At 41.2% G+C, this 26,080-nt stretch carries 21 protein-coding genes; 9 read left to right on the top strand and 12 right to left on the bottom strand.

The window, feature by feature from the left end; genetic code table 11:
• Positions 1 to 31: 31 nt before the first annotated feature.
• Positions 32 to 1,009 carry a DUF3089 domain-containing protein gene (locus JEY82_RS11875; RefSeq protein ID WP_304085691.1) on the bottom strand — a complete coding sequence of 326 codons (978 nt, stop codon included), beginning with the start codon at positions 1,007 to 1,009 and terminating at the stop codon, positions 32 to 34.
• 208 nt (positions 1,010 to 1,217) lie between these two features.
• Here JEY82_RS11875 and JEY82_RS11870 point away from each other — a divergent pair, with 208 nt between their 5' ends.
• Entirely contained in the window at positions 1,218 to 2,030 is an 813-nt protein-coding gene (locus JEY82_RS11870) for an ABC transporter substrate-binding protein (protein WP_304085690.1), read from the top strand.
• Between the two features lie 22 nt (positions 2,031 to 2,052).
• Here the strand turns inward: JEY82_RS11870 and JEY82_RS11865 are convergent, their stop codons facing one another.
• Positions 2,053 to 2,805, bottom strand: a complete 753-nt coding sequence (locus JEY82_RS11865) for an MBL fold metallo-hydrolase (protein ID WP_304085689.1) — start codon at positions 2,803 to 2,805, stop codon at positions 2,053 to 2,055.
• A gap of 222 nt (positions 2,806 to 3,027) precedes the next feature.
• On the opposite strand from JEY82_RS11865, the gene JEY82_RS11860 reads away from it, so the two are divergent.
• Positions 3,028 to 3,660 carry a hypothetical protein gene (locus JEY82_RS11860; RefSeq protein ID WP_304085687.1) on the top strand — a complete coding sequence of 211 codons (633 nt, stop codon included), beginning with the start codon at positions 3,028 to 3,030 and terminating at the stop codon, positions 3,658 to 3,660.
• Between the two features lie 82 nt (positions 3,661 to 3,742).
• On the opposite strand, the gene ettA is transcribed toward JEY82_RS11860, so the two are convergent.
• Positions 3,743 to 5,425 carry an energy-dependent translational throttle protein EttA gene (gene ettA / locus JEY82_RS11855; RefSeq protein ID WP_304085686.1) on the bottom strand — a complete coding sequence of 561 codons (1,683 nt, stop codon included), beginning with the start codon at positions 5,423 to 5,425 and terminating at the stop codon, positions 3,743 to 3,745.
• Positions 5,426 to 5,764: 339 nt separating this feature from the next.
• Between ettA and JEY82_RS11850 the strand changes: the two genes are divergently transcribed.
• The 6 genes from JEY82_RS11850 to JEY82_RS11825 all read left to right on the top strand — a co-directional run bounded on the left by JEY82_RS11850 (position 5,765) and on the right by JEY82_RS11825 (position 12,896).
• On the top strand, positions 5,765 to 8,083 hold the full coding sequence (locus JEY82_RS11850) for a methyl-accepting chemotaxis protein (RefSeq protein WP_304085684.1): 2,319 nt from the start codon (positions 5,765 to 5,767) through the stop codon (positions 8,081 to 8,083).
• 135 nt (positions 8,084 to 8,218) lie between these two features.
• Positions 8,219 to 8,554 (top strand): TraR/DksA C4-type zinc finger protein, encoded by a 336-nt coding sequence (locus JEY82_RS11845; RefSeq protein WP_304085682.1) that lies wholly within the window; start codon positions 8,219 to 8,221, stop codon positions 8,552 to 8,554.
• Positions 8,555 to 8,596: 42 nt separating this feature from the next.
• Positions 8,597 to 10,582 carry a cation:proton antiporter gene (locus JEY82_RS11840; protein WP_304085680.1) on the top strand — a complete coding sequence of 662 codons (1,986 nt, stop codon included), beginning with the start codon at positions 8,597 to 8,599 and terminating at the stop codon, positions 10,580 to 10,582.
• Between the two features lie 36 nt (positions 10,583 to 10,618).
• Positions 10,619 to 11,407, top strand: a complete 789-nt coding sequence (locus tag JEY82_RS11835) for a hypothetical protein (RefSeq protein WP_304085678.1) — start codon at positions 10,619 to 10,621, stop codon at positions 11,405 to 11,407.
• A gap of 59 nt (positions 11,408 to 11,466) precedes the next feature.
• Positions 11,467 to 12,285 carry a zinc transporter ZupT gene (gene zupT, locus JEY82_RS11830; protein WP_092159980.1) on the top strand — a complete coding sequence of 273 codons (819 nt, stop codon included), beginning with the start codon at positions 11,467 to 11,469 and terminating at the stop codon, positions 12,283 to 12,285.
• 50 nt (positions 12,286 to 12,335) lie between these two features.
• Positions 12,336 to 12,896 (top strand): flavin reductase family protein, encoded by a 561-nt coding sequence (locus JEY82_RS11825; protein WP_304085675.1) that lies wholly within the window; start codon positions 12,336 to 12,338, stop codon positions 12,894 to 12,896.
• Between the two features lie 106 nt (positions 12,897 to 13,002).
• Here the strand turns inward: JEY82_RS11825 and JEY82_RS11820 are convergent, their stop codons facing one another.
• The gene (locus tag JEY82_RS11820) at positions 13,003 to 14,727 is read right to left on the bottom strand and encodes a bacteriohemerythrin (protein WP_304085674.1); all 1,725 of its coding nucleotides are present in this window, start codon (positions 14,725 to 14,727) and stop codon (positions 13,003 to 13,005) included.
• Between the two features lie 169 nt (positions 14,728 to 14,896).
• Entirely contained in the window at positions 14,897 to 15,829 is a 933-nt protein-coding gene (locus tag JEY82_RS11815; protein ID WP_304085672.1) for a LysR family transcriptional regulator, read from the bottom strand.
• 103 nt (positions 15,830 to 15,932) lie between these two features.
• On the opposite strand from JEY82_RS11815, the gene JEY82_RS11810 reads away from it, so the two are divergent.
• Entirely contained in the window at positions 15,933 to 16,370 is a 438-nt protein-coding gene (locus JEY82_RS11810) for a hypothetical protein (RefSeq protein WP_304085670.1), read from the top strand.
• Between the two features lie 40 nt (positions 16,371 to 16,410).
• Here JEY82_RS11810 and JEY82_RS11805 read toward each other — a convergent pair whose 3' ends face one another.
• The 7 genes from JEY82_RS11805 to JEY82_RS11775 all read right to left on the bottom strand — a co-directional run bounded on the left by JEY82_RS11805 (position 16,411) and on the right by JEY82_RS11775 (position 26,040).
• The gene (locus JEY82_RS11805; RefSeq protein ID WP_304085668.1) at positions 16,411 to 17,172 is read right to left on the bottom strand and encodes an ABC transporter substrate-binding protein; all 762 of its coding nucleotides are present in this window, start codon (positions 17,170 to 17,172) and stop codon (positions 16,411 to 16,413) included.
• 73 nt (positions 17,173 to 17,245) lie between these two features.
• Positions 17,246 to 17,983: an ABC transporter substrate-binding protein gene (locus tag JEY82_RS11800; RefSeq protein WP_304085667.1), complete on the bottom strand. Its 738-nt coding sequence runs from the start codon at positions 17,981 to 17,983 to the stop codon at positions 17,246 to 17,248.
• Positions 17,984 to 18,100: 117 nt separating this feature from the next.
• A complete protein-coding gene (locus JEY82_RS11795; protein WP_304085665.1) occupies positions 18,101 to 18,862 on the bottom strand; it encodes an ABC transporter substrate-binding protein in 762 nt (253 codons plus the stop codon).
• Between the two features lie 56 nt (positions 18,863 to 18,918).
• Positions 18,919 to 19,830, bottom strand: coding sequence for a phosphate acyltransferase (locus JEY82_RS11790; RefSeq protein ID WP_304085663.1), 912 nt, complete (start codon positions 19,828 to 19,830; stop codon positions 18,919 to 18,921).
• A 34-nt stretch (positions 19,831 to 19,864) separates the two neighbouring features.
• Positions 19,865 to 20,344, bottom strand: coding sequence for an acetolactate synthase small subunit (ilvN, locus tag JEY82_RS11785; protein WP_092159963.1), 480 nt, complete (start codon positions 20,342 to 20,344; stop codon positions 19,865 to 19,867).
• A gap of 205 nt (positions 20,345 to 20,549) precedes the next feature.
• Entirely contained in the window at positions 20,550 to 23,672 is a 3,123-nt protein-coding gene (locus tag JEY82_RS11780; protein ID WP_304085661.1) for an EAL domain-containing protein, read from the bottom strand.
• A 91-nt stretch (positions 23,673 to 23,763) separates the two neighbouring features.
• Complete coding sequence (locus tag JEY82_RS11775) at positions 23,764 to 26,040, bottom strand: transglutaminase domain-containing protein (protein WP_304085659.1); 2,277 nt, start codon at positions 26,038 to 26,040, stop codon at positions 23,764 to 23,766.
• Positions 26,041 to 26,080: the final 40 nt, after the last annotated feature.

Raw genomic sequence — 26,080 nt, 5'->3', positions numbered from 1 at the left:
TATCTTTTTGAGATATCGGTCTTTTTCTTTGTTATTTATGGTCTTTTTGATAAGCCTTGATTCTTTCAGCCACGTTGGCTTTCAAATTATCGAAGAATAAGGAGTAGTCATACACATGATATACACCTTTTCCGAAGGGCATACGTTTCATTGGTGCTGTATTTTTCATATCGACAACAAGTCCGCCGTCTTTAATTTCAGATGAGCAGTAGTTTGGAATTGTTTCCGATTTTATGCCGTCTTTATTGAAAAAAACAGCCCCTTTGTTTTGATCTGCAGAAACTTTTTCAGAATTTGTAGTCCAGTCAAGCGGGTTAACAACAATAGTTCCCGGCAGAATAGTCGGAGCCGCTTTCTGATATCCATCCGCTACACAGTTATAAGTCACAATACACCCCGTTTGATCTGCCTTTTCGCAGATTTTAAGGAATGTGAAGTTGTTTAAATCATCTTGAGTAATTCCCCAGCCGATCGCATATGCTGCAACCATTTTATCGCGAAGATTTGGATTATCCATCAATTCTTTCATTAATGCGGTAACAATAACGGAACCCTGACTGTGTGAGGCTAGAATAAAAGGCCGTCCGTTGTTAAGTTCCCGTAAATAATGATTGAATGCTGCACGGACATCAGATTTACCCACATTCAGATATTGATCTTTATGAAGGTTATCCTGTCCTAGAATGGACATGTTAGCTTGTCTGTATAGTGGAGCAAAAATATTTGCACTATCCTTGAATACAGCAGCCTGAGTGCGGAGAGTTAACTGTGCCCCGTCACGCATCTGGGGATCATTTATGGAAGCAACGGGGGCTTTTCCTGTGTAGACTGTCGGGTAAACCCAAAATACATCGATACTTTTATCTATGGAGGCGGGAAGAGTAATCCAGTTGTCGGATATAGAGTAGTCAGGATCAATTCTTGCCTGATCTGCACAATGGACGGTGGTTGTGATAGTGTGTGAAAGAAGTAAAAATAAAATATTTATGATTATGAGTTTTTTTTTCATAAGACACCTTTTTTAATTGTGTTTTAAGTGCGGCAATGATTATATTCTTTATTAAATTCTAATAGCTGAACAATATTCTAAGTGTAAAGATTATATTTTAAAAACAATCGGTAGTGAGTAATAATAGGCAAGATATAGCTTTTTGTAATGAAGTAGAAATAAATGATGTATAGATTATTCTTAAAAGTATTATGAGCAGGTGTTTTGAGTGAAAATTTTATTGTTTAGCTGGAAATCAGTTAAGTCGAAATTGAAGGATAATGTACGTTTAGCATTAATTGTTAAGATTTTTGCGTATTCTTTGGTGTGCAGTTTTCTTTTTGTCGGATCAGCGTGGGCTGATGAGAAAGTGGTTATTCTCAGCTCCTTGGAGTGGCCTCCGTATACAGGTGAGAAACTGCCGGATAAGGGGAGAAGTTCAAAACGTGTGAGTGCTGCTTTCGCTGCAATGGGATATAAGGTTGAATTTAGATTTGCACCTTGGAAAAGAGCGATCCGTAGTGTGCAGAAGAATAAAGATATAATGGGTTATTTCCCGGAATATTATTCAAAAGAAAAGGCAGAGGAATTTATCTTTTCTGAAAGCATAGGATGCAGCCCTCTCGGGGTTTTGGTGAGTAAAAAAAGACCGATATTCTGGGATACTTTTCAAGACCTTGCTAAATATAAAATAGGTCTTGTTTCCGGTTATACTAATACTGCTGAACTTGATGCTTTAGTTCTTAGCGGAGGTATGGATATTGATTATGCGTCGACTGATGAAAGTAATATAAAAAAATTAATAAAAGGACGCATTCGCGGGGCTGTCGTTGATTGCAATGTGTATGATTATATTTCAATGTCAAAGCCGAAACTTACCAAGTACCGCTCTCAGTTGACCTTTTTTAATAAAGTGATTGGCATGAACAAGTTGCATGTTTGTTTCAAAAAAGATGAGAAAGGATGTGCTCTTGCTCGTATTTTTAACGAAGGATTGAAAATAATTGGTCAGGATGATTTCAGAGATGATATCTGTAAATAGAGATATGAGTTTTTATCGGCGTTTATTTTTGTTCAGAGGCGAAGGCCATATTTTCTAAGTGAGTTTCTTTATAGAAAGAGCTTAAGGACGCAGATATTTCAATTTTATCTTTATTAAGAAGACTTTTAAGGTATTGTAAATTTTGACTTATAATATCAGGTCCACTGACTTTGCCGTGAGCCGGTATAACAATCTTAAGATTTTTATTGCCCTCCCATTTTTCAAGTTCGGTAATCCAGTTTGCCATCGGAGAATTTTTGTTGATGCAGGGGAAGGGAGTTTCAACCGCATCACCCGCTAAAAGGATTCCCTTTTCGGGGATAAAGCCGACTATGGAATCTTCGGTGTGTCCCGAAAGCTGTGAAAGTTGAATTGTAATCCCTCCGAGATCTATTTTCATTTTAGAATCAAAAACAGTATCAGGGGGAATCAATTCAACTGAGTTATATAATTCGGGTTGATTTTTTTTATACTCCTTTAATGTTTCAGGTACATCCTTTGAAAATCTGGCAAGACAAGAACTGTGGGCAATGATTGATTTGATAGGCATCTTAAGCCCAGCAGTTCCCCAGATATGATCCCAGTCAGCATGGCTGTAGATGATGATTAATTCACGATCCCCGATAAGTTCTTTATACTTAAGCATATCCTCCGGTCGGGAAAGAGTGTCTAAAATTACAGCTTTCTCAGAGCCTAAAATCAGGGCGCCGCGAACCTCGTAACCTTCGAGCTGGACATTTTTTAAATAGATTTCGTTATCAAGTCGTTCAAGCAAGTTGGAGTACTCCCTCATGTCTTTGAGATGTTTAATTTTTGATACGATAATTGCTAAAAAGAGGAAGTGCAAACGAAACTGAATCAAGGTTAATGTGTTTTTTATAATTAATTCAGTGCTCCGTTTGATTCATTCTTCCATTTGCGAGGACAACAGGGTAATTCTTAAAAAAATGATGCCATGCACTAATTAGATTAGTAAATTTTAATAAGGAAAACGCAAATGTATCCAGCCGGATTGACCTCATTAAGTTTTGAAAAGCCTGTCCTTTATTTTCTTTCTGTTCTGCTTGATGATAAGTTTGAACCTGTTAACGAGATGATAATTCCATCCGATATGGGGGAGCTTCTTTTTAAATCCATGGATCTTTTTCAGGATCGCGGAAAAATTCCATTACTTAAGCTGGATTTTGAAGAGGTTCAAAACAAATCTTTGTTTGAATTCCAATATTTTGGACATGTTGCGCCCCAAAAGTTCCATTCAGTAAAAGTTGTGAAGGATGATGAAAACTTAATCGAACACACTTTTGCAGATGTGAATAAAGATTGCGCAAAGCTGGAAGCGAATTATGATCAAGAAGTCAGCCTTGGCTCTATAGACATTAAAATTTTATGCGGCAGTCTTTATCTTTGGAGGTCTTGTGTTGCATTACCGAAAAAATGTGAAGAGTCTCTTTCTAAATACTTTGGTAAAATGAAAACAGTTTCACGGTATCAGTGGAAGATGGAATCATATTTTGTTGAAAATGATATTATAGTTGAAAAGTGGTCGTGTGTTGTTCCAACTGAAAGTTATGATAAAGGGAGTGTCACTGTTACATTGCGTAATGGTATTGTGGATAAGATTGGATCATAAATAGATTATTCAAATTACAAAAAAACGACCCTCATAAAATTAATTTATGAGGGCCGTTTTCATTTAAGCTGAGAGCAAATACTTAACGGGTAAGTTTGCGGTATTTGATGCGATGAGGCTGGTCAGCGTCCTTACCAAGTCTTTTCTTTTTGTCTTCTTCATATTCAGAGTATGAGCCTTCGAACCAGAATGTCGAAGAATCTCCTTCAAAAGCAAGAATATGCGTAGCGATGCGGTCGAGGAACCAGCGGTCATGGCTGATTACCAGTACACAGCCGCTGAAGTTGGACAGACCTTCTTCAAGGGAGCGCATTGTGTTAACATCAAGGTCGTTGGTAGGTTCATCAAGGAGGAGTACGTTTCCGCCTTCCTGCAGCATGAGTGCTAGATGAACGCGGCTTCTTTCTCCACCGGAGAGAACAGAACATTTTTTCTGCTGCTCAGAACCGGTCAGATTGAATTTTCCAACATATGCGCGCGCATTAATTTCCCGGTCACCAAGTTTTATGAATTCATTACCACCCGAAATAACTTCATAAACTGTTTTATCTGGATCAAGAGCATCACGGTGCTGGTCCACATGAGTAACCTTGACAGTTTCCCCGACAGACATTTCGCCTGCGTCAGGTTTTTCCTGTCCGGTGATCATTTTGAAAAGTGTTGTTTTACCGGCTCCGTTAGGGCCGATAATACCGACTATTGCACCCGCAGGAATGATAAAGTTCACGTCATCGACAAGTAGTTTATCTCCGGCCTGTTTGCGGATTCCTTTTGCTTCGATGACCTTTTTACCAAGACGTGGTCCCGGTGGAATGTAAAGCTCAAGATCTTTTGCCCGTTCATTGGAATCTTGATTTGCGAGTTCTTCGTATGCCTTAACTCGAGCTTTGCTTTTTGCATGGCGTCCTTTGGGAGACATGCGTATCCATTCAAGTTCGCTGGCAAGAGCTTTTATTCTTTTGTCGTCAGTTTTTGCTTCGTTGGAGAGTCTTTTCTCTTTCTGCTCAAGCCATGAAGAGTAGTTGCCTTTCCATGGAATACCACGGCCTCTGTCCAGTTCCAGAATCCATCCTGCGACGTTGTCGAGGAAGTAACGGTCATGGGTTACGGCAATGATTGTTCCGGCATAATTCTGTAGATGTCTTTCAAGCCATGCGACAGATTCAGCGTCAAGATGGTTTGTAGGCTCGTCAAGAAGAAGAATATCAGGTTCCTGAAGAAGCAGACGGCAAAGAGCTACGCGGCGTTTTTCACCACCGGAAATAACAGACACAGGAGTGTCACCCGGAGGGCACCGCAGTGCGTCCATTGCCATTTCGAGTCTGGAATCAATATCCCAAGCTCCGCACGCATCCATTTTTTCCTGAACATTAGCCTGCTTGTCCAACAGGGCATCCATTTCTTCAGGTTCCATCGGTTCGGCAAATTTAGCGTTGATCTCGTTAAACTCGTTAACAAGTGCTGTGATGCTTGCGACACCTTCTTCAACAACTTCGCGGACAGTTCGGGTTTCATCAATCAGAGGTTCCTGTTCAAGGAAACCGATTGTGTATCCGGCTGAAACATGGGTTTCGCCTTCAAAGCTTTCGTCAACTCCTGCCAATATTTTCAGGAGTGAACTTTTACCGGAACCGTTCAGCCCCAGCACGCCGATTTTGGCGCCATAGAAATATGAAAGAGAGATATCTTTAAGGATCGGCTTCTTGTCAAAATATTTGCTGACCCTGACCATCGAATAAATGATCTTATCAGGTTCGGTACTCATTTTTAATTACCTCTTTAAATAAACGTTTCGAAGACTCTTCTTTTGGCAGAAAAACAGCTAGTAAGCAATGAAGGATTAAGATGGATGCCTGGATAAATAATTCGGCATATGCAGTAAATGAGAGTGAAATCTATTTTATTTAAATAAAAAATCAGAAAATAATAGAAGTTTAATCTTTTTATGCTATAGTTCTCTCTATTGTCTTTTTTATAAGGCATCATGCTAATTTTATGATATATAATTATTGTGTTGAGTTTTGTTTATATGTTATTGTCAAATAACAATAAAATTGGTGGCGGAAGAATTGCTGTAACAAGAATATAACAAAGAGAGCGTCTTATGAAAGTTAAGAGCATTAATACGGTAATGACCATTATCGTGTTTGCCCTCGTCGCAACAACCTTTGCAGTTTGTGTGTGGTGGGTGACAAATAGTACTTATGATGCAGTCTTTAAAGAGCAAAGACATTCAATGCTCAGCATGGTTGATGAGTCTATAAGTGCTCTTGAACTTTACATGGGGCAGACTTCTGACGTTGTCAAAATGATAGGAAATGATCCCAGTTCTGTAGAAGCTCTTTCCGGTGGAAGTTCTAAAAGTTCAGATAATCTTCTTAAGTCTCTTATGGGATCGTCTAAAGATTATTGGGCTGCGTTCCTTTTTGATGCGAACGGAAAGGTTGTCACCGGGTATAACGCCAAAGGTGAAAGCATGGTTGGGGCAGACCGGTCCTCACGAGGGTATGTGAAAGCAGTTTTATCCGGGAGAGACTTTTTTATTGCAGATGAGATTTTAAAATCTAAGAGTGGCGGCGGAATTCTCATTTTTGCAATAGCCCATTCAGTTCGTGATGCCAGCGGTAAGGTTATAGGCGGAGTGGGAGTGTTCCCTAAATGGGATAGATTCACTTCATCGTTTATTGATCCTTTCCGGATTGGTAAAGACGGATACAGCTTTATGATTGATAACAAGGGAAGAATTATTGCCCATGCTGTGGATAAAAGTTTATATTTGAAAGATATTTCAAAATTTGATTTTACGAAGCATATTCTGGAAGAAAGGAATGGTGGGGAAGCATACGACTGGAAAGGGCGGATGAAGTACATGGAGTACAAAACTTTTCCTCTTACCGGCTGGACGATTGTTGTAAGTGCATATGAGTCTGATTTGACTGCAGCTGCTATACATCAGCGTAATGTTCTGGTTATTGCCGGTTTTATTGTTGTTATACTCCTCAGCGGAGTAATGGTTGCGCTTTTGAGAATTCTTATTGTTAAACCTGTTTCAAATATTCTTGATTTTTCCGGTGAAGTTGCCGGAGGTAATCTTAGAGCTGAACTCAAGGGTTCTTATAAGTACGAATTTGAGATTTTGGCTGAAAAAATCAGTCTTATGGTCGACGAGTTGAAGGAAAAGCTCGGGTTCTCCGAAGGAGTGCTCAACGGCTTGGTTCTTCCATGCGGAATAGTCGGTCCTGACGGTAAAATGATTTGGACGAATAAAGATTTATGCGATTTGATTGAGAGTGAGTATAGTCCTAAAGATGCTATAGGTCTTTCGACTGGAGAGTTCGTCTTTCACGATGCTACAAAGGTGACGCTATCTGATACTGCACTTAAAGAGCGCATAAAGAAGGAAGAGGAAATTGAGTATCGTACCGCTGGCGGAAATATAAAAAATATTCAAATAACCGCAACGCCGTTCTACGATATGGATAAAAATCTTCTTGGCTCTGTAACTATCTGGATTGATATGACGAATATCAGGCAGCAGGCTAAGGAAATTGAGGCTCAGAATGAAAGAATTACTCATGCTGCAATAGAAGCAGAAGAGATTTCTCAGAATCTTTCCAGTGCTGCTGAAGAGTTGTCGGCTCAGATAGAACAGTCGAGTCGTGGCGCTGAGGATCAACGTGACAGAGTCGCCGAGACTTCCACAGCAATGGAAGAAATGAATGTAACCGTTCTTGAGGTTGCCCGTAACGCAGGTACTGCTGCTGAAGACGCAGACAGTGCTAAGGCGAAAGCTCAGAACGGTGAAAAGATTGTGAGCAACGTTATTGAGGCTGTTGAAGGTGTTAAGGGGCAGGCTGATGCTCTTAAAGTTTCAATGGAACAGCTCGGAGTGGAAGCTTCGGAAATTGGTAACGTCTTGAAGGTCATTAATGATATAGCTGATCAGACCAATCTGCTGGCTCTTAATGCTGCAATTGAAGCCGCCAGAGCTGGTGATGCCGGTCGCGGATTCGCGGTCGTTGCGGATGAAGTCCGTAAACTTGCCGAGAATACCATGGCGGCGACCAGTGAGGTCGGTGGAGCTATTACTAAGATTCAGAATATGACTAAAGAGAATATTAAGGCGACTGAAAATGCAGCCGATTCTGCTCATCGCAGCAGTGAGCTGGCTAATGAATCAGGTAAGACTCTCGCTGAAATTGTTCATCTGGTAGAGAACGCTGCTGATCAGGTCAGAGGCATCGCGACTGCAGCCGAACAACAGTCTGCAACCAGTGATGAAATTAACAGGGCCACAGAAGATATCAGCAGAATCTCCATGGAGACTTCGCAGGTTCTGGACGAAGCCGCTAAAGCTATTCAGGAAGTTGCATCCATGGCATCAAAACTTAATTCTGTGATTGAAGATATTCAGTCTAATTAATAAATTATTTAAGTTTAAATTGTCTTTGTGATAAGAAAACCCTCCTGGTAATGCGGGAGGGTTTTCTTTATCTTAAGCAATCCTTGCAACTGTATCGCAGGGCGTATAAATTGAGGGGTAATCAGAGAGGTTCTAATGAAAGATGATCAAAAAAATGAATTGATGAAGAAGATTAAGAATGAAATTGAGAATCTTACCCGTATGGTTGATGAACTTAAGGATACAGTTGCTCCTGTGACACCTGATGCAGCTATCGGAAGGCTTTCAAGGCTTGATACAATGCTCAATCAGGGGATTAATAAGTCCTCTATTTCGCAATCTCTTGATAGAATTATGAAACTTGAAAATGCCCTTACCCGTTTGGATGATGACCCTTTTTTCGGGGAGTGTCAGGAGTGCGGAGCTAAAATTCCCTTTGCAAGATTGATTGCTCTTCCTGAAAGTAGATTTTGTGTTAATTGCGCAGAGTAATTTGTCTTCAATTCATCGCGTGAACATAATTAGGAGTTCTTTTTGGGAATAGCATCTGATCTTGTAATACTTATTCTCGCCGGATTGCTTGGCGGATTTGCTGCTCGCTTATTGCGTCAACCCTTATTGCTTGGTTACATCGTTGCGGGTGTTATTGTCGGGCCGTATACAGGCGGCGTAACTGTGACAGATGTTCATGATATCGAAATGCTTGCCGAAATCGGAGTGGCTTTGCTCCTTTTTACCCTTGGTATTGAATTTTCCATCAAAGAACTTAAGCCTGTAAAAGCTGTTGCCTTGATCGGAACACCGCTACAGATAATTTTAACTATGTTATTCGGGTGGGGAGTTGGCTCGTTTATGGGCTGGGATTCACATCTTTCTTTATGGTTCGGTGCTTTTATTTCCTTGTCCAGTACAATGGTCGTGTTGAAGACTCTTGAAAGCCGGGGGTTGGTGGGAACTCTTTCCAGTCGGGTGATGATTGGAATGCTAGTTGTTCAGGATCTGGTTGTGGTGCCTATGCTCATTATTATGCCGCAACTGGGGTCCTCAGCTTTCGGGCTGGAGCAGGTTGGTTTTGCCGCGCTTAAAACAGTATTGTTTCTTGCTTCCATGTTTTTGCTGGGAACTCGGATTATTCCTGCTTTGATGAAAATGATAGCAAGCTGGAATTCCCGTGAAACATTTATGCTTACTTGCAGTGCTATCGGTCTCGGAGTCGGTTATACAACACACATGCTGGGGCTCTCCTTTGCTTTCGGGGCATTTGTTGCGGGTATGGTGCTCAGTGAATCAAAGTATGCTTATCAGGCGTTAAGTGACATCCTGCCACTGCGGGATGTTTTCAGTCTGGTCTTTTTTGCCTCCGTAGGGATGCTGATAGATCCGATGTATATATGGCATAATTTAGACACTGTTCTTTTGCTTACTTTTTGTATCCTTGTGGGGAAGGGGCTTATTTTCGGCGGGATATCGAGCCTTTTTAAATATAGAAATGTCATTCCGCTGGCTCTTGGTTTCGGTATGTTTCAGGTTGGTGAGCTGTCCTTTTTATTGTTGCAGCAGGGTGCAGATTCCGGCTCTTTTCCGAAAGAATACTTTCCTTTGTTCATGGGAACCGGAATTCTCACAATGATGCTGACTCCGATTCTTTCTTCATTTACATCACCGATATATTTATTTTTCAGAAAGCGTAATGGTAGTAACGATCTTCAAACAGTAAATATTCCGAAAGAAGGTCTGGATCAACATGTAGTTGTTCTCGGCGGGGGAAGATACGGGTCCTACGTTGCGGAAGTTTTAGAGCGAATAGATATTCCATATGTAATTATTGAACTTAATGCGAATAAGGTGGAAGCGGCCATCGAGATAGGGCAGAATATTATTTATGGCGACGCTGCGCAGGAAATTGTACTGAAGGCAGCCGAAGTATCTCGTGCGCGTATGGTGCTTATGACAATCCCTTCGATTGCCGGCGCCGGTATGGTTTTTGAAAGGTTGCGACAGCTTGCTCCCGGTACTCGTGTCGTAGCTCTTTCTAGAAATTCTGAACAGGTACAGGTTCTAAATGATTTAGGCGTGCATAATATTATTATGCCTGAATTTGAAACCAGTCTTGAAATGATTCGTCAGATATTACGCCATTTCAGCTTGCCAGCAACAGAAGTTCAAAATGTAATGGATTCCATGCGCAGAGACAGATATACAACAGATGTTCAGCGGCAGAATCCAAGGCATGAGTTGCTCAAAAGTTTAAGAGCCGCATCTGAATCCATTGAACTTTGTTGGATTCAAGCCGAAGAGGGGGCAAGTATAATAGGACTTTCTCTTGCCGGAAGCAGAATAAGGACTGTTACCGGCGTTTCGGTTGCAGGAATTCTCAGAGATGGAAAATTCAGTATTAATCCTGAAGGTGAGTTTGAGTTTCAGTCTGGAGATTTTGTCGGAGTTTTGGGTTCGAAGGATAATATAGATAGATTTAGGAAGCTTGCATCGGTTCAAAAAAACAAGAGTGTTTCGGAGTAAACACAGCTGTTGCTTTTTTATTACAAGGAAGAACTAATGGATTATTTAAGAAAAGTGTTTTTGACTGCTCTGTTCGGGGTTAGTGTTTTAGTTTTTTTGGGATGCGCTGTGATAAATATACCCACGCCGGCTGGGATGTCCGACGGTCCCGTTGCCGGTGCACCTGCTGATAAGGTGTTGTCGTTTTTTGTCGGAGTTCCTTATCGTGCAGACGGAGCTATTAACAGATCCGGTGAGTTTACTCTTTTTGCCGATCAGAATGCTCGTTTTGATTCGCCGGGGCTTAATTGCAGTGGTTTCACAGTCGCTTCGTCCCGCTACTTTTTTGAACGTGATTACGTTTTAAATGATGTGAAGATTGACCGTTTGGCAGATAGCGGACCTGATGCTGAAATCGGCGAAGATTGGGATTTCGGTTATGATGTGATTTTGAATTTGACCGAAGGAATGAACCGTAAAGTCATGCTTCCTTTCGGCAAATCTGCGGATATCGCCAGCAGTGACGGGATGAGTCTGCGCGGGTTTGAATTACATGATTTCAAAGCGTGGGCGGATGTCATTTCTAAAATGACACCGGGGAATGTTTATCTGTTTTCCATGAGTAAGCCCGTGAGTTTTAAAAATTACAAACTGCTGCATTATCATGTAGGAGTTATTGTTCCTGATAAGGACGGTCATGTTTGGCTGTGCCATGCAACCTCCAAAGGGGGAGTCAATAAAGTGGATATAACATCCATTGAGGGGCTTAAGCCTGTTGTTAATGCAAATCCGGACAGCAGCTTAGGTAAGCGCATGATTCTTATAGTTGAAGCTCCTTTGAAATAGAGGGGGCACATGTTTCGTAACTCTTTGTGCCTTCAATTTATTAAGAGGGGCTGAAACCTATGTTTTCGGAAAATGTTGCTTTTGCATTAGGACTTACGCTGTTTGCGGGGCTTTCGACGGGTATAGGTTCTGCTTTGGCTTTTTTTGCTAAAAAAACAAATACCCGTTTTTTGTCCATCTCTTTGGGCTTTTCAGCAGGAGTAATGATCTACGTTTCTTTTATGGAGATCATGGTTAAAGCAAAAACAGCTTTAGAGGCTGATCTAGGGACTGTAGCAGGAACATGGGCGGCTGTTGCGGCCTTTTTCGGAGGGATATTTTTTATTGCCTTAATTGATAAACTTGTTCCCAGTTATGAAAATCCTCATGAAATGCACCGCATTGAGGAAATGAACGAAGAAGATCTTTTTGCCGGAAAAAGTAAGACTAAACTTTTAAGAATGGGAATGATGTCGGCTATTGCTATCGGCATTCATAACTTTCCAGAAGGACTCGCTACATTTACCGCCGCGCTTAAAGATCCTCATCTCGGCGTTGCCATCGCGGTGGCGATTGCAATCCATAATATTCCTGAAGGTATTGCTGTTTCCGTTCCCATCTATTATGCAACTGGTAGCAAGAAAAAAGCTTTTTTCTATTCTTTCTTGTCCGGTCTTGCTGAGCCTGTCGGTGCACTTGTCGGATATCTTTTGTTCATGCCTTTTATGTCTGACACTGTTTTCGGAGTGATTTTCGCCGGAGTTGCAGGGATTATGGTTTATATTTCTTTTGATGAGTTACTGCCTGCGGCTGAAGAATATGGCGAACATCATCTTTCAATTTATGGATTGATTTCCGGTATGGCTGTGATGGCTGTCTCGTTACTTCTTTTTCTGTAGCAGGGAAAATATAAATTTGAGTTGCATTAAAATGGATAAAAGGAGTTGTAATGGAAAAAATTAATATCGGCGTTCAAGGTTTTACTCTGCCTATGCCTCAGACTATTCTGGGGTGTCGTCAGGATGGACGGAACAATTTTATGGCACTGGCTTGGGCTTCAAGGGTTAATTACAACCCTTCGCTAATGATGATTTCAGTGGGTAAAAAACATTTTTCTAATTCCGCCATTAAAGCAACCGGGGAATTCAGTGTAAACATTCCTTCCATTGAGATGCTCGAGATTACGGACTTTGTCGGGCTGGTGTCGGGTAGTAAACTGGATAAGTCTGATTTGTTTGAAGTTCATAAAGGTGAACTTGAAAACGCGCCTGTTATTGTTAATTGTCCTGTGGGCATGGAATGTAAGGTTTTTGATTCTATTGAGCTACCTAACGACACTCTTTTTGTGGGCGAAGTTGTTGCTACTTGGTGTAACGATGATGTTCTTACCGAAGGAATTCCTGATATTAAAAAGGTGAATCCCTTCACTCTTACCATGCCGGATAATCGGTATTGGTCCGTGGGTGAATGTGTTGGCAAAGCTTGGCATGACGGAAAGAAACTAAAGTAACTAGTTTGTCAGGTTATTTTCTAAGCATGGTTTAGTGCACAAAATTAAGCCCCTGAAATAACAATTTCAGGGGCTTTTTTTTTATAAATGCGGCTTTATCCGTAGTCTAGTGGATACCATGATCGTTCATAAATTCAGAGTATTTATGGTCAACAATCATTATGTGTTTAACCAGCCAGTCTTTTAGGAATCTTATAACTTCGTTAGATACAGTTGCTTTTCCTGATGCCAGACTATTCCCGAATTCTTCAATTTTGTTTTCAAAGGATCGGTGAAGTTTTTTATGAGATGCGCTGTCAGGGTATCTGTATTTATCAAAAATCTTTTCTTCATATCCGAAGTGATATTTTGTGTATTCAAGCAGTTTATCGACAATATCTGTGACCTTAGAGCCTGTCTTGCGTTGGCGCATAGCCTGATAGAGATCGTTAATCATGTTGATCAAAACCATGTGATGCTCGTCAATGGTTCTTACGTTTACGGATAAGTCGTCCGACCATTCAACTATTTTACCGGAGCTTGTGTCTACCACTCGTCCGGACGAAATCCCTTGAACGATTGAGTCAAGCTCTTCAACGATACTTGCAATTTCAGTAAGGGCATGGGCTGAATTTGACATTCCTTCTGATGTTTCCTGAGAAACTCTGGCTACATCACTGATAGCCATATTAATTTCTTCGGAGGCGGCAGATTGCTCTTCGCTGGCAGTTGCGATTGACTCAACCTGAGTGTTGGTGTCGTCAACTATCCCGACAATTTCGGTCATAAGGTTGCCGGATTCTGCTGCGGATTCCGTTGAGTGTACAATTTCTTCGGCGGCAGCGTCGACAGCGCTGATGTTCTCGCGAGCATTAGCCTGTATCTTGGAGACAGCCTCGCCGACACCTTTGGTTGCATCCATAGTCTTTTCAGCCAGTTTGCGGACTTCGTCAGCAACAACTGCAAAGCCTCTGCCAGCTTCACCTGCACGGGCGGCTTCGATTGCTGCATTGAGAGCCAGAAGATTTGTCTGGTCCGCAATGTCGGTAATGATTTTCATGATTTGACCGATGCTGTCAGCTTGTTCGCCAAGAGCGCCCATTGTAACTTTCAGGTTAAGGATGGTTCCTTTAATTTGTTCGAAAGAGCTGATCGCCTTGGCAACTCCGTCTGCGCCTTTTTGTGCATTTTCTTTAGATTGACTTGAACTTTGTGCTGCCATGGAAGCGTTTTGTGCAACTTCCAGTACCGTACAATTCATTTCTTCCATCGCGGTTGCTGTTTCAGTAACTCTGTCGCGCTGAATTATCATTCCGGTGCTGACTTGATTTACCTGCGCACTCAGTTCTTCAATTCCAGCAAACAATTTACCTGAGATACCCTGTGCATTGGTAGCTGATTTGATAATAGAATCCATGGCCGATTTTACATCTTCCAGTTCACTTTGCGATTCTTTCAAATCTTGTTCAAGTTTAGCTGTCCGGGTTTCAAGTTCTGTTTTTGCTTTATTACTTTCTTCGGTTTTTACCGTGAGAGCTTTGATTGCATCCTGTACATCATTACCTACTTCTAAAATATCATCAGCAAGCTCCTTTGGAAGAGATGTTTTCGGTTTGCCTTTTTTAATGTCTTTTGCATATTTGCTAAGCATGGTCAGTTGCCCGAAAACGCTGGAATTGAGCGTGATTAGAGCAACGATAGTTCCTATGATGGCTATGATAAGAAATGACATTTGCCAAACAAATATAGCCCCGCCTTTGGAGGCAGCCGGCGACAGTGTAGAAGCAAAGAGCGCCGCCGACATGAAAAAAACTAAAATAATCGATAGGGTCAGTCGGGTTTTAGCCGTCATAAAAACTCCTTATAGTGAACAAAATACCTTTTATATTTGTATTTTATTTTTAAGTATAAAAAAGGATTAAAGCAAGATGACATCAATAGATTATAACATGATTTGTTGTTATGGTAGAATTAAAATGAAAATTATAACAACTTTTTGCTTGGTTAATTTAGGTGCTTTATCAGTCGGAAGTTAATTCTGGCAGTGATTTAGCCACATCATTTATTATTGATCGCATCCATCTGTGTGCAGGGTCATTGTCATTGACTGCATGCCAGTGTTGAAATATCTCAAAAACGGTATTTTCCAAAGGGAGCTGGATAATTCTGACAGGCATAATTTGAGAGTAAGTTTGTGCCAGTCTTTCAGCTAGAGTTCCGACAAGGTTTGAAGAACTCACAAGGGACGGGATTACAACTTCTTGTTGTACGACTACTTTAATTTTTCTTTGAACTCCTTTGCGATAAAGAAAATCTTCGAGAAAACCTAAGCCTGATTCGGAAAGGGAAAGGGCGACAAATTCTGCTTTTGACATTTCATCCTCAGTCATCACGTCTCCGGTGATGGGATGATCTTTTCGTAAAATGCAAATTTCTCTGTCTTCAAAAAGTTTTTCCTTAAATACCCCGGCACCATAGTTCCGTGAACAGCCGAGGAAGATGTCCAGCTTGCCGCTTTGCAGCATAGCAGTACGTTGTTCGTATGTAGCCTGAACTATTCTGAGCGTGACACCCGGACCTTGTTTTTGAATTTTAGAAATTATTTCTGGCAGTAAAAGATTGCAAAGATAGTCACTTAATCCCAGACAGAATGTGCGTCGGGAAGTTGCGGGGGAAAATTCACCTCTGTCTTCAAGAGATTGAAGTATTTTCTTTAAGGAAGGGGATAGATTTTGATGAAGTTCTTCACATAATGGAGTCGGGTCCATTCTATTTCCGCGCCGGATAAAAAGGCGATCCTCAAAATGATCACGAAGTTTTGAAAGAGCATGACTTATTGCCGATTGAGTCATGAACAGTTTTTTACCGGCAAGGGTGAGACTGCGTTCTGTAAAAACGGTGTCGAGTATTACAAGTAGGTTAAGATCCAGATTGGATAGATTAGTTTTGCTCATACGGGCAATGAATACCTTTCAGTGGTCATATTAAATTAAGCAGAGTACCAGTTGGTTCTTGAAGTTGCAGAAGTCTTAATACGTTATTTGAAAGGAAATTGGAATGATAGCTCTTTACGGTTCAATCGCGGTTATTGTCGCCTCTACAATTATATACCATCTTGCACAGAAAAGTATTGCAGGAGGTGGTTGTTTGTTTGCTTCTCTGGCTTCTGCGTACGGCGTGGCTATGTTGTTCAGTCTGGCTGGAATGTATTTTCAAGCGGGCCGTATAGATATTGCTGAAATTTTAAGCACGCGGAATTGGCAGGTTTTACTTCTTGGTTTGGCTCTTTTCGGAATCGAGATAGGGGTGCTGTTTACCTACAGGGCCGGTGCAAGTGTCGGCACGCTTCCGATCATGGTGAACGGAGGGGTTACGCTTTGTCTCATACCTCTTGGAATACTCTTTTATCGCGAGCATGTTTCACTCAGTTCGTTGCTCGGCGTGATACTTATTGCCTCCGGAATGTGGGTGCTTTGTTCTTCGGCCCATGCTTAGTTGTTTGAAAATTAGCAAGAAGGGCATTTTTATTTCCAGATTATTGATTTGTATTGTGTGGCTCAGTATTTAATCCTGCTTTTATAAGCGATTCTTTGATTTCTTTTGTCTTCTTTATTTTTCGAAGTGCCCGGCTGAATTCTTTTGCTAAACGTCCATGGCCCGGTTTTTGTGAAAAAGCTAAGTACATAGCTGCATGACGGACGGGATTCGGACTGTAGGAGAATTGATCAGTAAGATTCATTTTTTCCAGAGTGTATAGAGCTACAATCTTATAAGCTATAACAAGATCTAATCTTTTAACTTTAAGTTTAAGAAAGTTATGTTTAAGAAGACTCACTTCCTCTTTAATAAATAAGTTACTTTGGTCGAACTCCTCTCCATATGTGTATCCTTTAATTATTCCTATTTTTTTACCTTTTAATGACGAGATTCCATCATATTTGAATTTCTCTCCTTTCCGGTGAAATATTACAACTTCAAGTTCTGATAGAGGTTCATCTGGGAAAATCAATACTCTCTTTCGATGTTTATTTTTAGCAGTTCCCGGAATCCCATCTGTTTTTTGGGTTTCAGCCATACGCAAAGCTCGTTTCCATGGCATTAGGCTGAGTTTGTATGTGATTTTTATTTCCTTGAATGTGCGATCTAATAATTCGCAGTAAATACCTTTATTTTTTCCGTCCTCCTGATAATAAAGAGGTGGAAAATTTTCTGTGGCAAGAAAAAGTTGTCTTTTGGCAATAGAAGGTATCGGTATGAATAAAATTCCAATCGTAACGGCAATGAGAAATATTTTCATGAGGGCCTTCATTTTATAGATAAAAGTAAAATTGTACGTTTTGTCTAGGGTGAGGACTTACATACACTGTTGGCTAGTTTATGATAATAGAAGGCGTAGGTCCAGTTTTAAGTTTTGTCTTCTTTATCTTTCGAAGTGCCCGGCTAAATTTTTTTGCTAACCGTCCATGACCTGGCTTTTGGGAAAAGGCTAAATATAACGCTGAGCTATGCACCGGAGTTGGGCTGTAAGTGATTTGGTCAGCAAGATTTAATTTTTGAAGTGTATGCAGGCCGACTTCTTTATAAGCTATAACAAGGTCTATTCTTTTTGCTTTAAGCTTGAGGAAGTTAAGCTTTAAAGAACTAACTTCTTCTTTGATAAACAAGTTATTCTGGTCGAATTCTTCTCCATACGAATATCCATTAATTGTACCGATTTTCTTACCTGCTAATGAAGAAGTTCCATTGAATTGAAATTCTTCATTATTGCGATAAAATAATACGATATCAATAATTGATAAAGGTTCTTCCGGGAAAATCAGTCGTCGTGCCCGTTTTTCGGTTTTTGCCGTTCCCGGAATTCCATCTGTTTTTTGAGTTTCAGCCATGCGTAACGCTCTTTCCCACGGCATAAAGGAGAGGGTATATGGGATTTTCATTTCTTTAAAGGTGAGGTCTAATAATTCGCAGTAACTACCTTTGTTTTTCCCGTTTTCCTGATAGTAGAGAGGGGGGAAGGAGTCAGTAACAAGGGATAGATGTTTTTTGGCAATCGAAGGTGCCGGTATGAATAAAATTGTTAACATGATGGCAATGATCAATGCTTTCATGCAGCCCTACCTTTTCGTTGAGGAAATAATACTTTCTAATTATCAATATTATTGTAACAGCATAACAAGTCAAGGGAGGTATCTATTTTGTTCAAATGAAAAACTGTTGATTTAATGTTAGTTACATGGAGAGATTGTATCGGGTGGTAAATCGGCTCTTTTCATAGCTTCTATGCAGGCGGGTGTTTTTTTAATTTCTCGAAGTATTCGGCTGAATTCAATTGTTAATGCTTTATTACCCGGCTTTTGGCTGAAAGCTAGGTATAAAGATGATTGGTGAACAGGTGCCAAGCTGAAAGAAATTTTGTCGGAAAGGTTCATTTTGTTTAGAGTATGGATCCCCACAGCTTTGAAACCAGCAACTAAATCAATTCTTCCTGCCAAAAGCTTACGAAAGTTTAAATCAAGAGAACTGACTTCTTCACGACTAAACATATTGCTTTTTGTAAAATCGTTTCCGTAAGAATATCCCTTTACAGTCCCTATTCTTTTACCTTTCAGAGAGTTAATATCTTTGTATTGGAAGTTTTCTCCTTTGCGGTGAAATATTACAATCTGCGTTTTTGAAATAGGTTCTTCTGCATAAATCAGCCACTTTTGCCGCTCCTCAGTTTTAAGGATTCCCATAATGCCGTTTGAAATATTGTTTTTTGCCATAAAAAGAGCCCGCTTCCATGGCACAAAAGATAATTTTATGGTGATATTCATTTCTTTGAAAGTCATGGCGACTAAATCGTAGTATAATCCGTGAGGTTTTCCGTTTTTTTCATAGTAGTAAGGTGGAAACGAGTCCGTTGCCAGAAGAAGCTCCTGCCCTGCATAAGCAGGCGCAGAGATGAATAAAATTGCCAGGAAAAGTGAGGTGATAAGTTTATTCATACTCCGAATCTTACGAGGTAAAGAATTTTTGTTGAGAAGGTTGTTCTTGTTTGTATTTAGTAGTCCGCTAAATAACAAGCCAAAGCTATTGATATAAATTTGGACCTGTCTGAATCTCCACGGGAAGGAACCACTATTGGAACATCGCTTCCTATGACAACGCTTGCCATAGCTTTTCCGGCTATCGTTGTTAACGCTTTGTATAGGATGTTCCCGCTTTCAATGTCTGGAGTACAAAGTATATCGGCATAGCCGGCAACGGGATTTGTTATCCCTTTGCATGCTGCTGCCGCTGGAGAAATGGCAAGATCAAGAGCTAAAGGTCCTGCAACAAGTGCATCACCGAAGGCTCCGTCGGCAGACATTTTTGAAAGGATGTCGGCATCAAGAGTCGCGGGCATTGCCGGATAGTTAACTTTTTCTGTTGCAGCCAGCATCGCAACTTTAGGTTTTTCGATTCCCAGTTTACGGGCTACTTGCAGAGCGTTGCGGACAATATCCGCTTTTCTTTGCAGGTTCGGCTTAATGTTAACCCCCGCATCGGTCATTAAAATCAGTCTGTCGCCCTCACGAGCTTCAAACACGGTAACATGGCTGATTATACCTTTTGGCGGTACTCCGGTCTCTTTGTTCAGTATTGCTTTCAATATGACACTGGTGCTGACAAGGCCCTTCATAATGAGCGCCGCTTTACCTTTTTTGAAAAGTTGAACAGCTTTTGCTACCGCGGCGGTGTCATCGTTTTCTTCATAAAAATCGAAACTATCAATGTTCAGGCTGTGTTTTTTTGCTACAACAGTTGTTTTTTCAAGGTCACCGATGAAAATCGGCTCAGCAATTCCCTCTTCATAGGCGGCGAGGGCGGATCGTATTACAAATTCTTCAGCGCAAGGAGCTATTGCCACTTTGGGCTTCACACCGTGTTGGCGTACTTTATCTATGATTTCGTCAAGTGTAGTAATCGTCATGGGCGTACCTGTATGAATTTATTCATATGACTAGTTACTCATCGCCTCTTTTCAGAGCAATCATACCTGTGCGACACATGCTTTTGATGCCGATAGGCTGGAGCATTTTAATAAGACCTTCGACTCTTTCTTGATCTCCGCTCAACTCAGCTGTAATGGTTTTTTGTCCCATGCCTATTACGTCCGCTCTGAAAACTTCAAAAATTTGCATAATTTGTGACATGGAGTCTTTGTTGACGGCTACTTTTATTAAAACAAGTTCGCGGTCTACAAAATCTCTGCGAGCCAGATCATCTAATTTTATCACAAAATCCATTGCCTGTAGATCTTTTGTCACATTGGCAAGGTCTTCATCATTCCCTTCAGCGCATATAACCATTCTCGAGACATCCATATTTTCAGTTTCACCGCAGGATATTGAGGTTATATTTATGCCGTTTTTTTGAAATGCTGCTGAAGACTCGGCCAGAACTCCGGCTCTGTTTATCACCAGTGCTGATATGGTATGTTTCATTTGGTGCTCCTTATAAAATGAGAGACTTAAAATTAGTTTTATGGCCTGAGTATATACTCATTTTTATTTGCTAACAAGCTCGTTACAGCTTGGTTTAATTCAAAGAGATGCAGAGGATATTAATATGGTAATTATGACATAAATGGAGCGGTGCATATTCGCACGGGGGGGGAGATGTGGGGGTGGGAAAGAAAGTCTTTGAAAATTAGATAGAAGTCAGACCGGGAGGGCAAAACCCTTCTGATCTCATTTTGACAAGCTGTACAGCAACCTCTGCCGGTTGAGGTTTGTCGAAGTAAAAGCCTTGTACACAGTCGCAGCCTATTTCTTTAAGCAATATCAACTGTTGTTTGGTTTCAACTCCTTCTGCAATAACGTCCATGCTGAGGCTGTGTCCCAGAGCGTTCACTGCGCGGACAATTTCAAGAGATTCGTGGTCTTCGGCCATGCGGCTGATGAAAGATCTGTCAATTTTTACAGTTGAGGCCGGGAATCTCTGCAACTGTGACAACGAAGAATAGCCCGTACCGAAGTCGTCAACAGCAAGCTTGATGCCCATTTCGCCGATTCTTTTGAGGTTAAAAGTCGAGGCGGCGTTTCTTTCCATAATTGCTGATTCAGTAATTTCAAGTTTCAGCATGTCTGATGGGAAATTTGTTTCATTCAGTACGTCGAGAATTGCGTCAGCCAGATCCGGTTTTGAAAGCTGACAGGGGGATAAATTGACCGTGAGGAACATGTCTCTTACTGATGGATAAGTGGATACCCATTTAGAAAATTCCCGACAGGCTTTCAGCAGCATAAGTCTGTCCAGCTTTACAATCAGCCCGGTTTCTTCTGCTATGGGAATTATATGTTCTGGAGTTATAAAGCCTCTTTCAGGGTGATTCCAGCGCACCAAAGCTTCAAAACCGGCCAGTCTTCTGGTTTGCAGGCAATAAATAGGCTGAAAATAAGGAATAAATTCGTCTTCGGGGAGTCCTTGTCTGATTTCGGTTTCAATCAGCAGATTTTGCATTGCTTTTTCATGCATTGCTTTGTTGAAAACTTTAAATTTATTTACACCCAGTTCTTTGGCTTTATACATGCTGATATCAGCATCGCGCAGAATGTGTTCCGGGTGTTCATATTCCGCAGTTTTAAACACAATCCCGATACTTGAGCTTATAACAACCTCTTTGTTGGCTACTGTTATCGGCTTGTGTATTTTGCTTCGGATGTTTCGGATGATCTGTATTACTTGTTGCGGAGTCCTGAAATATTCAATCAGAATCGCATATTCATCGCCGCCCATGCGGGCAATTGTGTCGATGGGGCGCAGGCAGCTTTTAATTCGATCACCGATTTTGATTAAAAGAGAATCTCCGGCTTGATGTCCCAGGCTGTCGTTTATGCGCTTGAACATGTCGAGATCAAGCATCATGACTGCAAAATTGTGATCCGACTGTCTTTGTGAGCGGTGAAGAGCCTGTTCGAGGCGTTCAAGAAATAGAGTCCGGTTTGGGAGACCTGTCAGAGAGTCATGTTGTGACTGGTGTGAAAGTTTGCGTTCAAATTCTTTGCGGTGTGAAATGTCATCGTAAATAATGAATGTTCCGGATATTTCATCATTGTAAACAAAAGGGTAACCAATAATAGAAACCGGAACTAATCTGCCGTTTTTATGTTTTCGCAGATCCTCAGACCGAAAGGTTATGCCTTCTATAATTTTTTTAAGATTCTCTTTTAGTTTACCACCGCCACTGGGGCAGAGGTTTTCACAGCAAGGGTCCATTTGCTCGGTTGTATAACCGAAAAGTTCGGTAAAGGCTTTGTTGGTGGCTATTACATTGCCCTCTGAATCCGTCAGGGCAATAGCCTGAGGTGAACTTTCAAAGAGCTGCATGAAGCGTGCTTTATGTTTGAAAACGTTTCTTTCAGCGACTATCCCGGGTGTAGAATCAAAGGCTGTGCCCGTGTAGAAATTTGGTTTTCCCTTATCGTCATACATTACACGGGCATTGAAGGTGATCCATTTTTCAAGTTTTTCTTTAGTCTTAAGGCGAATATGCCTTCCGATGGCGGATCCCTTGTTATGCAGGTCTTTCAGCAGGTTAAGCCAGTCTTGTTTGTTATAGAAATATTCTGACGCATGGGGGTGCTGTTTAATCATTTCGTCTACAGAAGTGTACCCCATAATCTGTGCCATTGCGGGGTTGGCCATGAGCAATTTTCCGCAGGCTGATATTTGAAAAATAGCAACGGTGGCATTTTCAAAAACTGAGCGGAATTTTTTTTCACTTTCAAGGAGGGCAGTCTCAGTTTGTTTGCGCTGAATGGCTGCAGCAATCTGGTCGGATATTGCGACCATCAGATCAATGTCTTGTACGTTGTAATTGCTGTCAGAATTATATGATTGAATTGTCATGACACCGATGACTTTGCCGTCGTGTATGAGCGGAACTCCGAGCCATGATTTGGCTGAGGGGCCGATAGAGATCCATTCTTCAGCGTTATATTTGGCAAAATCTTTTTCACGGAGTAAAAGCGGCTGTTTATTCTGAATAACTTTAGCGCTTAAACTGTTGACGTTCGCGAGGTATATTTTTTCGTCTGGAGCTATGAAATCTTTTTGATCAGAATAGTATGGAAATGAAAGAGCTTCGTTGTCTTCATCATAAAGCGCAACATAGAAGTTATCAGCTTCAATAAATGGTTTAAGACTTTCATGTATAAATTGAAATAAGCTGTGGTTGTCAGATGTAGATTTTACTGCCGATGATATTTTGTAGAGAATCAGATTAATGTTTTCGGTTTGTTTACGGGCAGAAATATCTCGTAATGTTTCGATTGCACCGATTGTTTCGCCTGAATTGTCAGTGATGGGGGCGACCTGAACCCATAGATGCGTATTTTTTCTATGTCCAAGGTTTTGAATTCTGATTTCAGCGGCTAAAGAATTTCCTTGGCGTCGAATGGATTGATAGTCCGTCGGGCCGATTTTTTTGCAGCCCAGTACTACATCAATTAGCCCCGGTGATCTGGTGCCATGGATAATATTTATGTATTCAAAATTGTCTTTGCCTATGATGTTTACGGCAGGAATTCCGGTCATTTTTTCAATAGCTGGATTCCAGGCGACAACAGTTCCTTCCTTGTCGATAATAAAAGAAGGGTCAGGGAGAAAATTAAGTATTTTGATAAAAGAAGAGTCGGGAGTAATCAGGGATGCTTCAAGACCGGAATATGTTTTTTCGATGAGCGCTAGAAAAGAGTCCATTTCTTCGGTTGAACCGATTGTAGAGGTTCCGAGAGTTTCTTCCATCTGTTTTAGTAGTAGCTTATGCATTTAAAGCTATGAGTACTGCATAAGTTTCTGTGGTGCAAGGTGTGTGCTCATTTATTTATAAATATATGGTTATCTTATCGTGATCTTGATATTATCTGTGTGGAATTTTAAGAGGGGTAATAGATATAAGCGGTTCTCCGTATTGATTGCGTTTTCCGCTTATAAGATAATAGTCCCCGCTCGGAACACTTATTTCCCATATGTTTTTATTATTACATGTGCCTAAAACTGTTTTTTCTACAATTTGAAAGAATGCAGCATCATTCAGCGTTGAAATCGTAAAGTTTTTGAAATACTGCGGAGGCTTACTAAATTCTGGAAAATCTTTCAGGCCGAATTTAAAGGTTAGCCAGTTTGAATAGTAAGCGGTGCTTTTTGCTGTCGCATTTTGATTGCCTGTCAGGTCAGCATGTCTCGGATAAAAAGGAATCCATTTCTGCCCATTGTACAGTTCAACCCAGCCCTGTTCATCAAGATATTTAGCAGGGATACCGGTTGATCTGAGAGCTGCAACTGCAAAAATACCTATTTCCTCGTCCGTTGTAGATCTTTGTGAACTAAGTACTCCGACAGGTGTCAGTGAACTTCCGAGAGGGCCGCGCGGAACTGCTTTTATGTTTTGAGTGAATTTGTTCAAATATTTTATTTTATCTGCAATCTTTTCACCTTTTGTCAGTCTGAATTTTGGGTATAAAATGTTGCGCCAAGGTTGCAGATGCTCATACATGATTCTTGGATTCAGCACATATTGCGTGAAAATTTTATCGTCATAATCAAGTCCGCTTTTCCGGGCATCTTCTCTGGCTTCAAGAGCTAATTGTGTATTTGACAGCAGATCTTTAGAATTTATTTTTATAAGGTCAGCAGTATCCATCCTGCGAACAGTCTCAGCCAGAAACGGTCTGCTGTTTTCAGTACAACTATTTAGGGCTTTCAGAACTTCCGGCGTATTCAGTCCTGCCTTATCAATAGAGGAGGCCAGAACCGGGTCAAATATTTCAGCTCCTTTTGCCATCCCTTCAAATTTTGCGAGCCTGTTTTTTTTCAGAGCATCAAATTCCAATTTCTTAGCGCCTTCGGAATTTTTTACAGGAGCAGTTTGCGCAAGTTCATCTTTATAGTTGAAGCGGAAAAGAATTGTTCCTTCCGGTGTGTTGTCCGGAGTCAGTTTTATCTGAATGTTTTTGCGTGAAGCTTCTTCGCCGGGAATCCACGTTGAAGCAACGAAGGCTGTTGCGTTGTCCTTTTGGGCAGAGACGAGGAATGATCCGGGGCCTAAAATGATGTTTGTTTTACCGTTTGTGTCGGTTTGTGTCGCAGTTACAGGCCGGAATGAGGCATAGTTGAAAACTGAAAAATAAACGGGGATTCCGCTAATGGGGGCGTTATTTTTATCGGTTACAATTACTTCCGCACGACTGGCAGGGGCGTACATGGAAGTAGTGTTCAATAGAGTACAGCCGACTCTGCGGGCGAGCACTGGGAATTTAGGATGCGGCACCTCGCCATATGCATAGGAGATTACTAGCGGAGCCTTGCGGGCTGATCCTGTAAACCACGCATGGTCCAGACCGTAATCAGGATTGGCTGATTCAAGGTAATGCCACTTTCCGTTAATCAGCACTTCGGTCCATGTGTGATTGTCGTTTGAGTGCTGCCATGCCGGAACCATTGCCTGACGCGCAGGAATACCCACACTTCTCAGTGCGCAGACCGTAAAAATAACAGCCTCTTCACATCTCCCGTAGCCGCGGTTTATGGTCATTAAGGGATTTTGATCCCAGCGCTGAGTTGACTTGAATCCGGTTTTGGAAAAGCACCAGAGATTTACCGCAAGAACTGCTTCTTCAATTGTTTTGCATTTCGAGACAATGGGTAAAAGTTCCTGATAGAAAAGTTTACGCCATTTAACAGCTTCTTCCTGACTGACCCGGTGCGGCAGGACATAGTTTTGAAAGTCTGCCCATGAAACATTCTTTCCCCACGATGTGGATTCTCTGGCAAGGAACGCGTATTCCAGATTTTCTATGAGTAAATCACCTGAAAGAGTTGCACTGTCGCAGGGTGGAAGGTTGGCTGTAATGAATTCCGCCGACTGTTGTTTTTCAGGATTATTATCAAAGGTTTTTAAAAATATTTCAATCTGTGCGCGATTCTCGCCTGCGGTATCAAGAACGGATTCGATATTTTTTGTATACGGAGAATATAGTGTTTTGCTTTGGCGCAGCGATGTACAGCCTTGGGTAAAAATAATTACGCAGAGACAGATAAAAAGAACGGCAGATAATGTTGATTTGTTGCGATTTAACATAGCGCAGGCGTAGCATAGAGGCGGGCAGCCTGTCATTGCGTAAACCTCTGCGGGCAAGTTTCGCTGCATAATAAAAGTTAAAGATAAGATAAGGGTT

Origin of the sequence: Maridesulfovibrio ferrireducens, assembly GCF_016342405.1 — a bacterium.
GTDB classification, from domain to species: domain Bacteria; phylum Desulfobacterota; class Desulfovibrionia; order Desulfovibrionales; family Desulfovibrionaceae; genus Maridesulfovibrio; species Maridesulfovibrio ferrireducens_A.
This window is presented reverse-complemented; position numbering and strand designations above follow the sequence as displayed.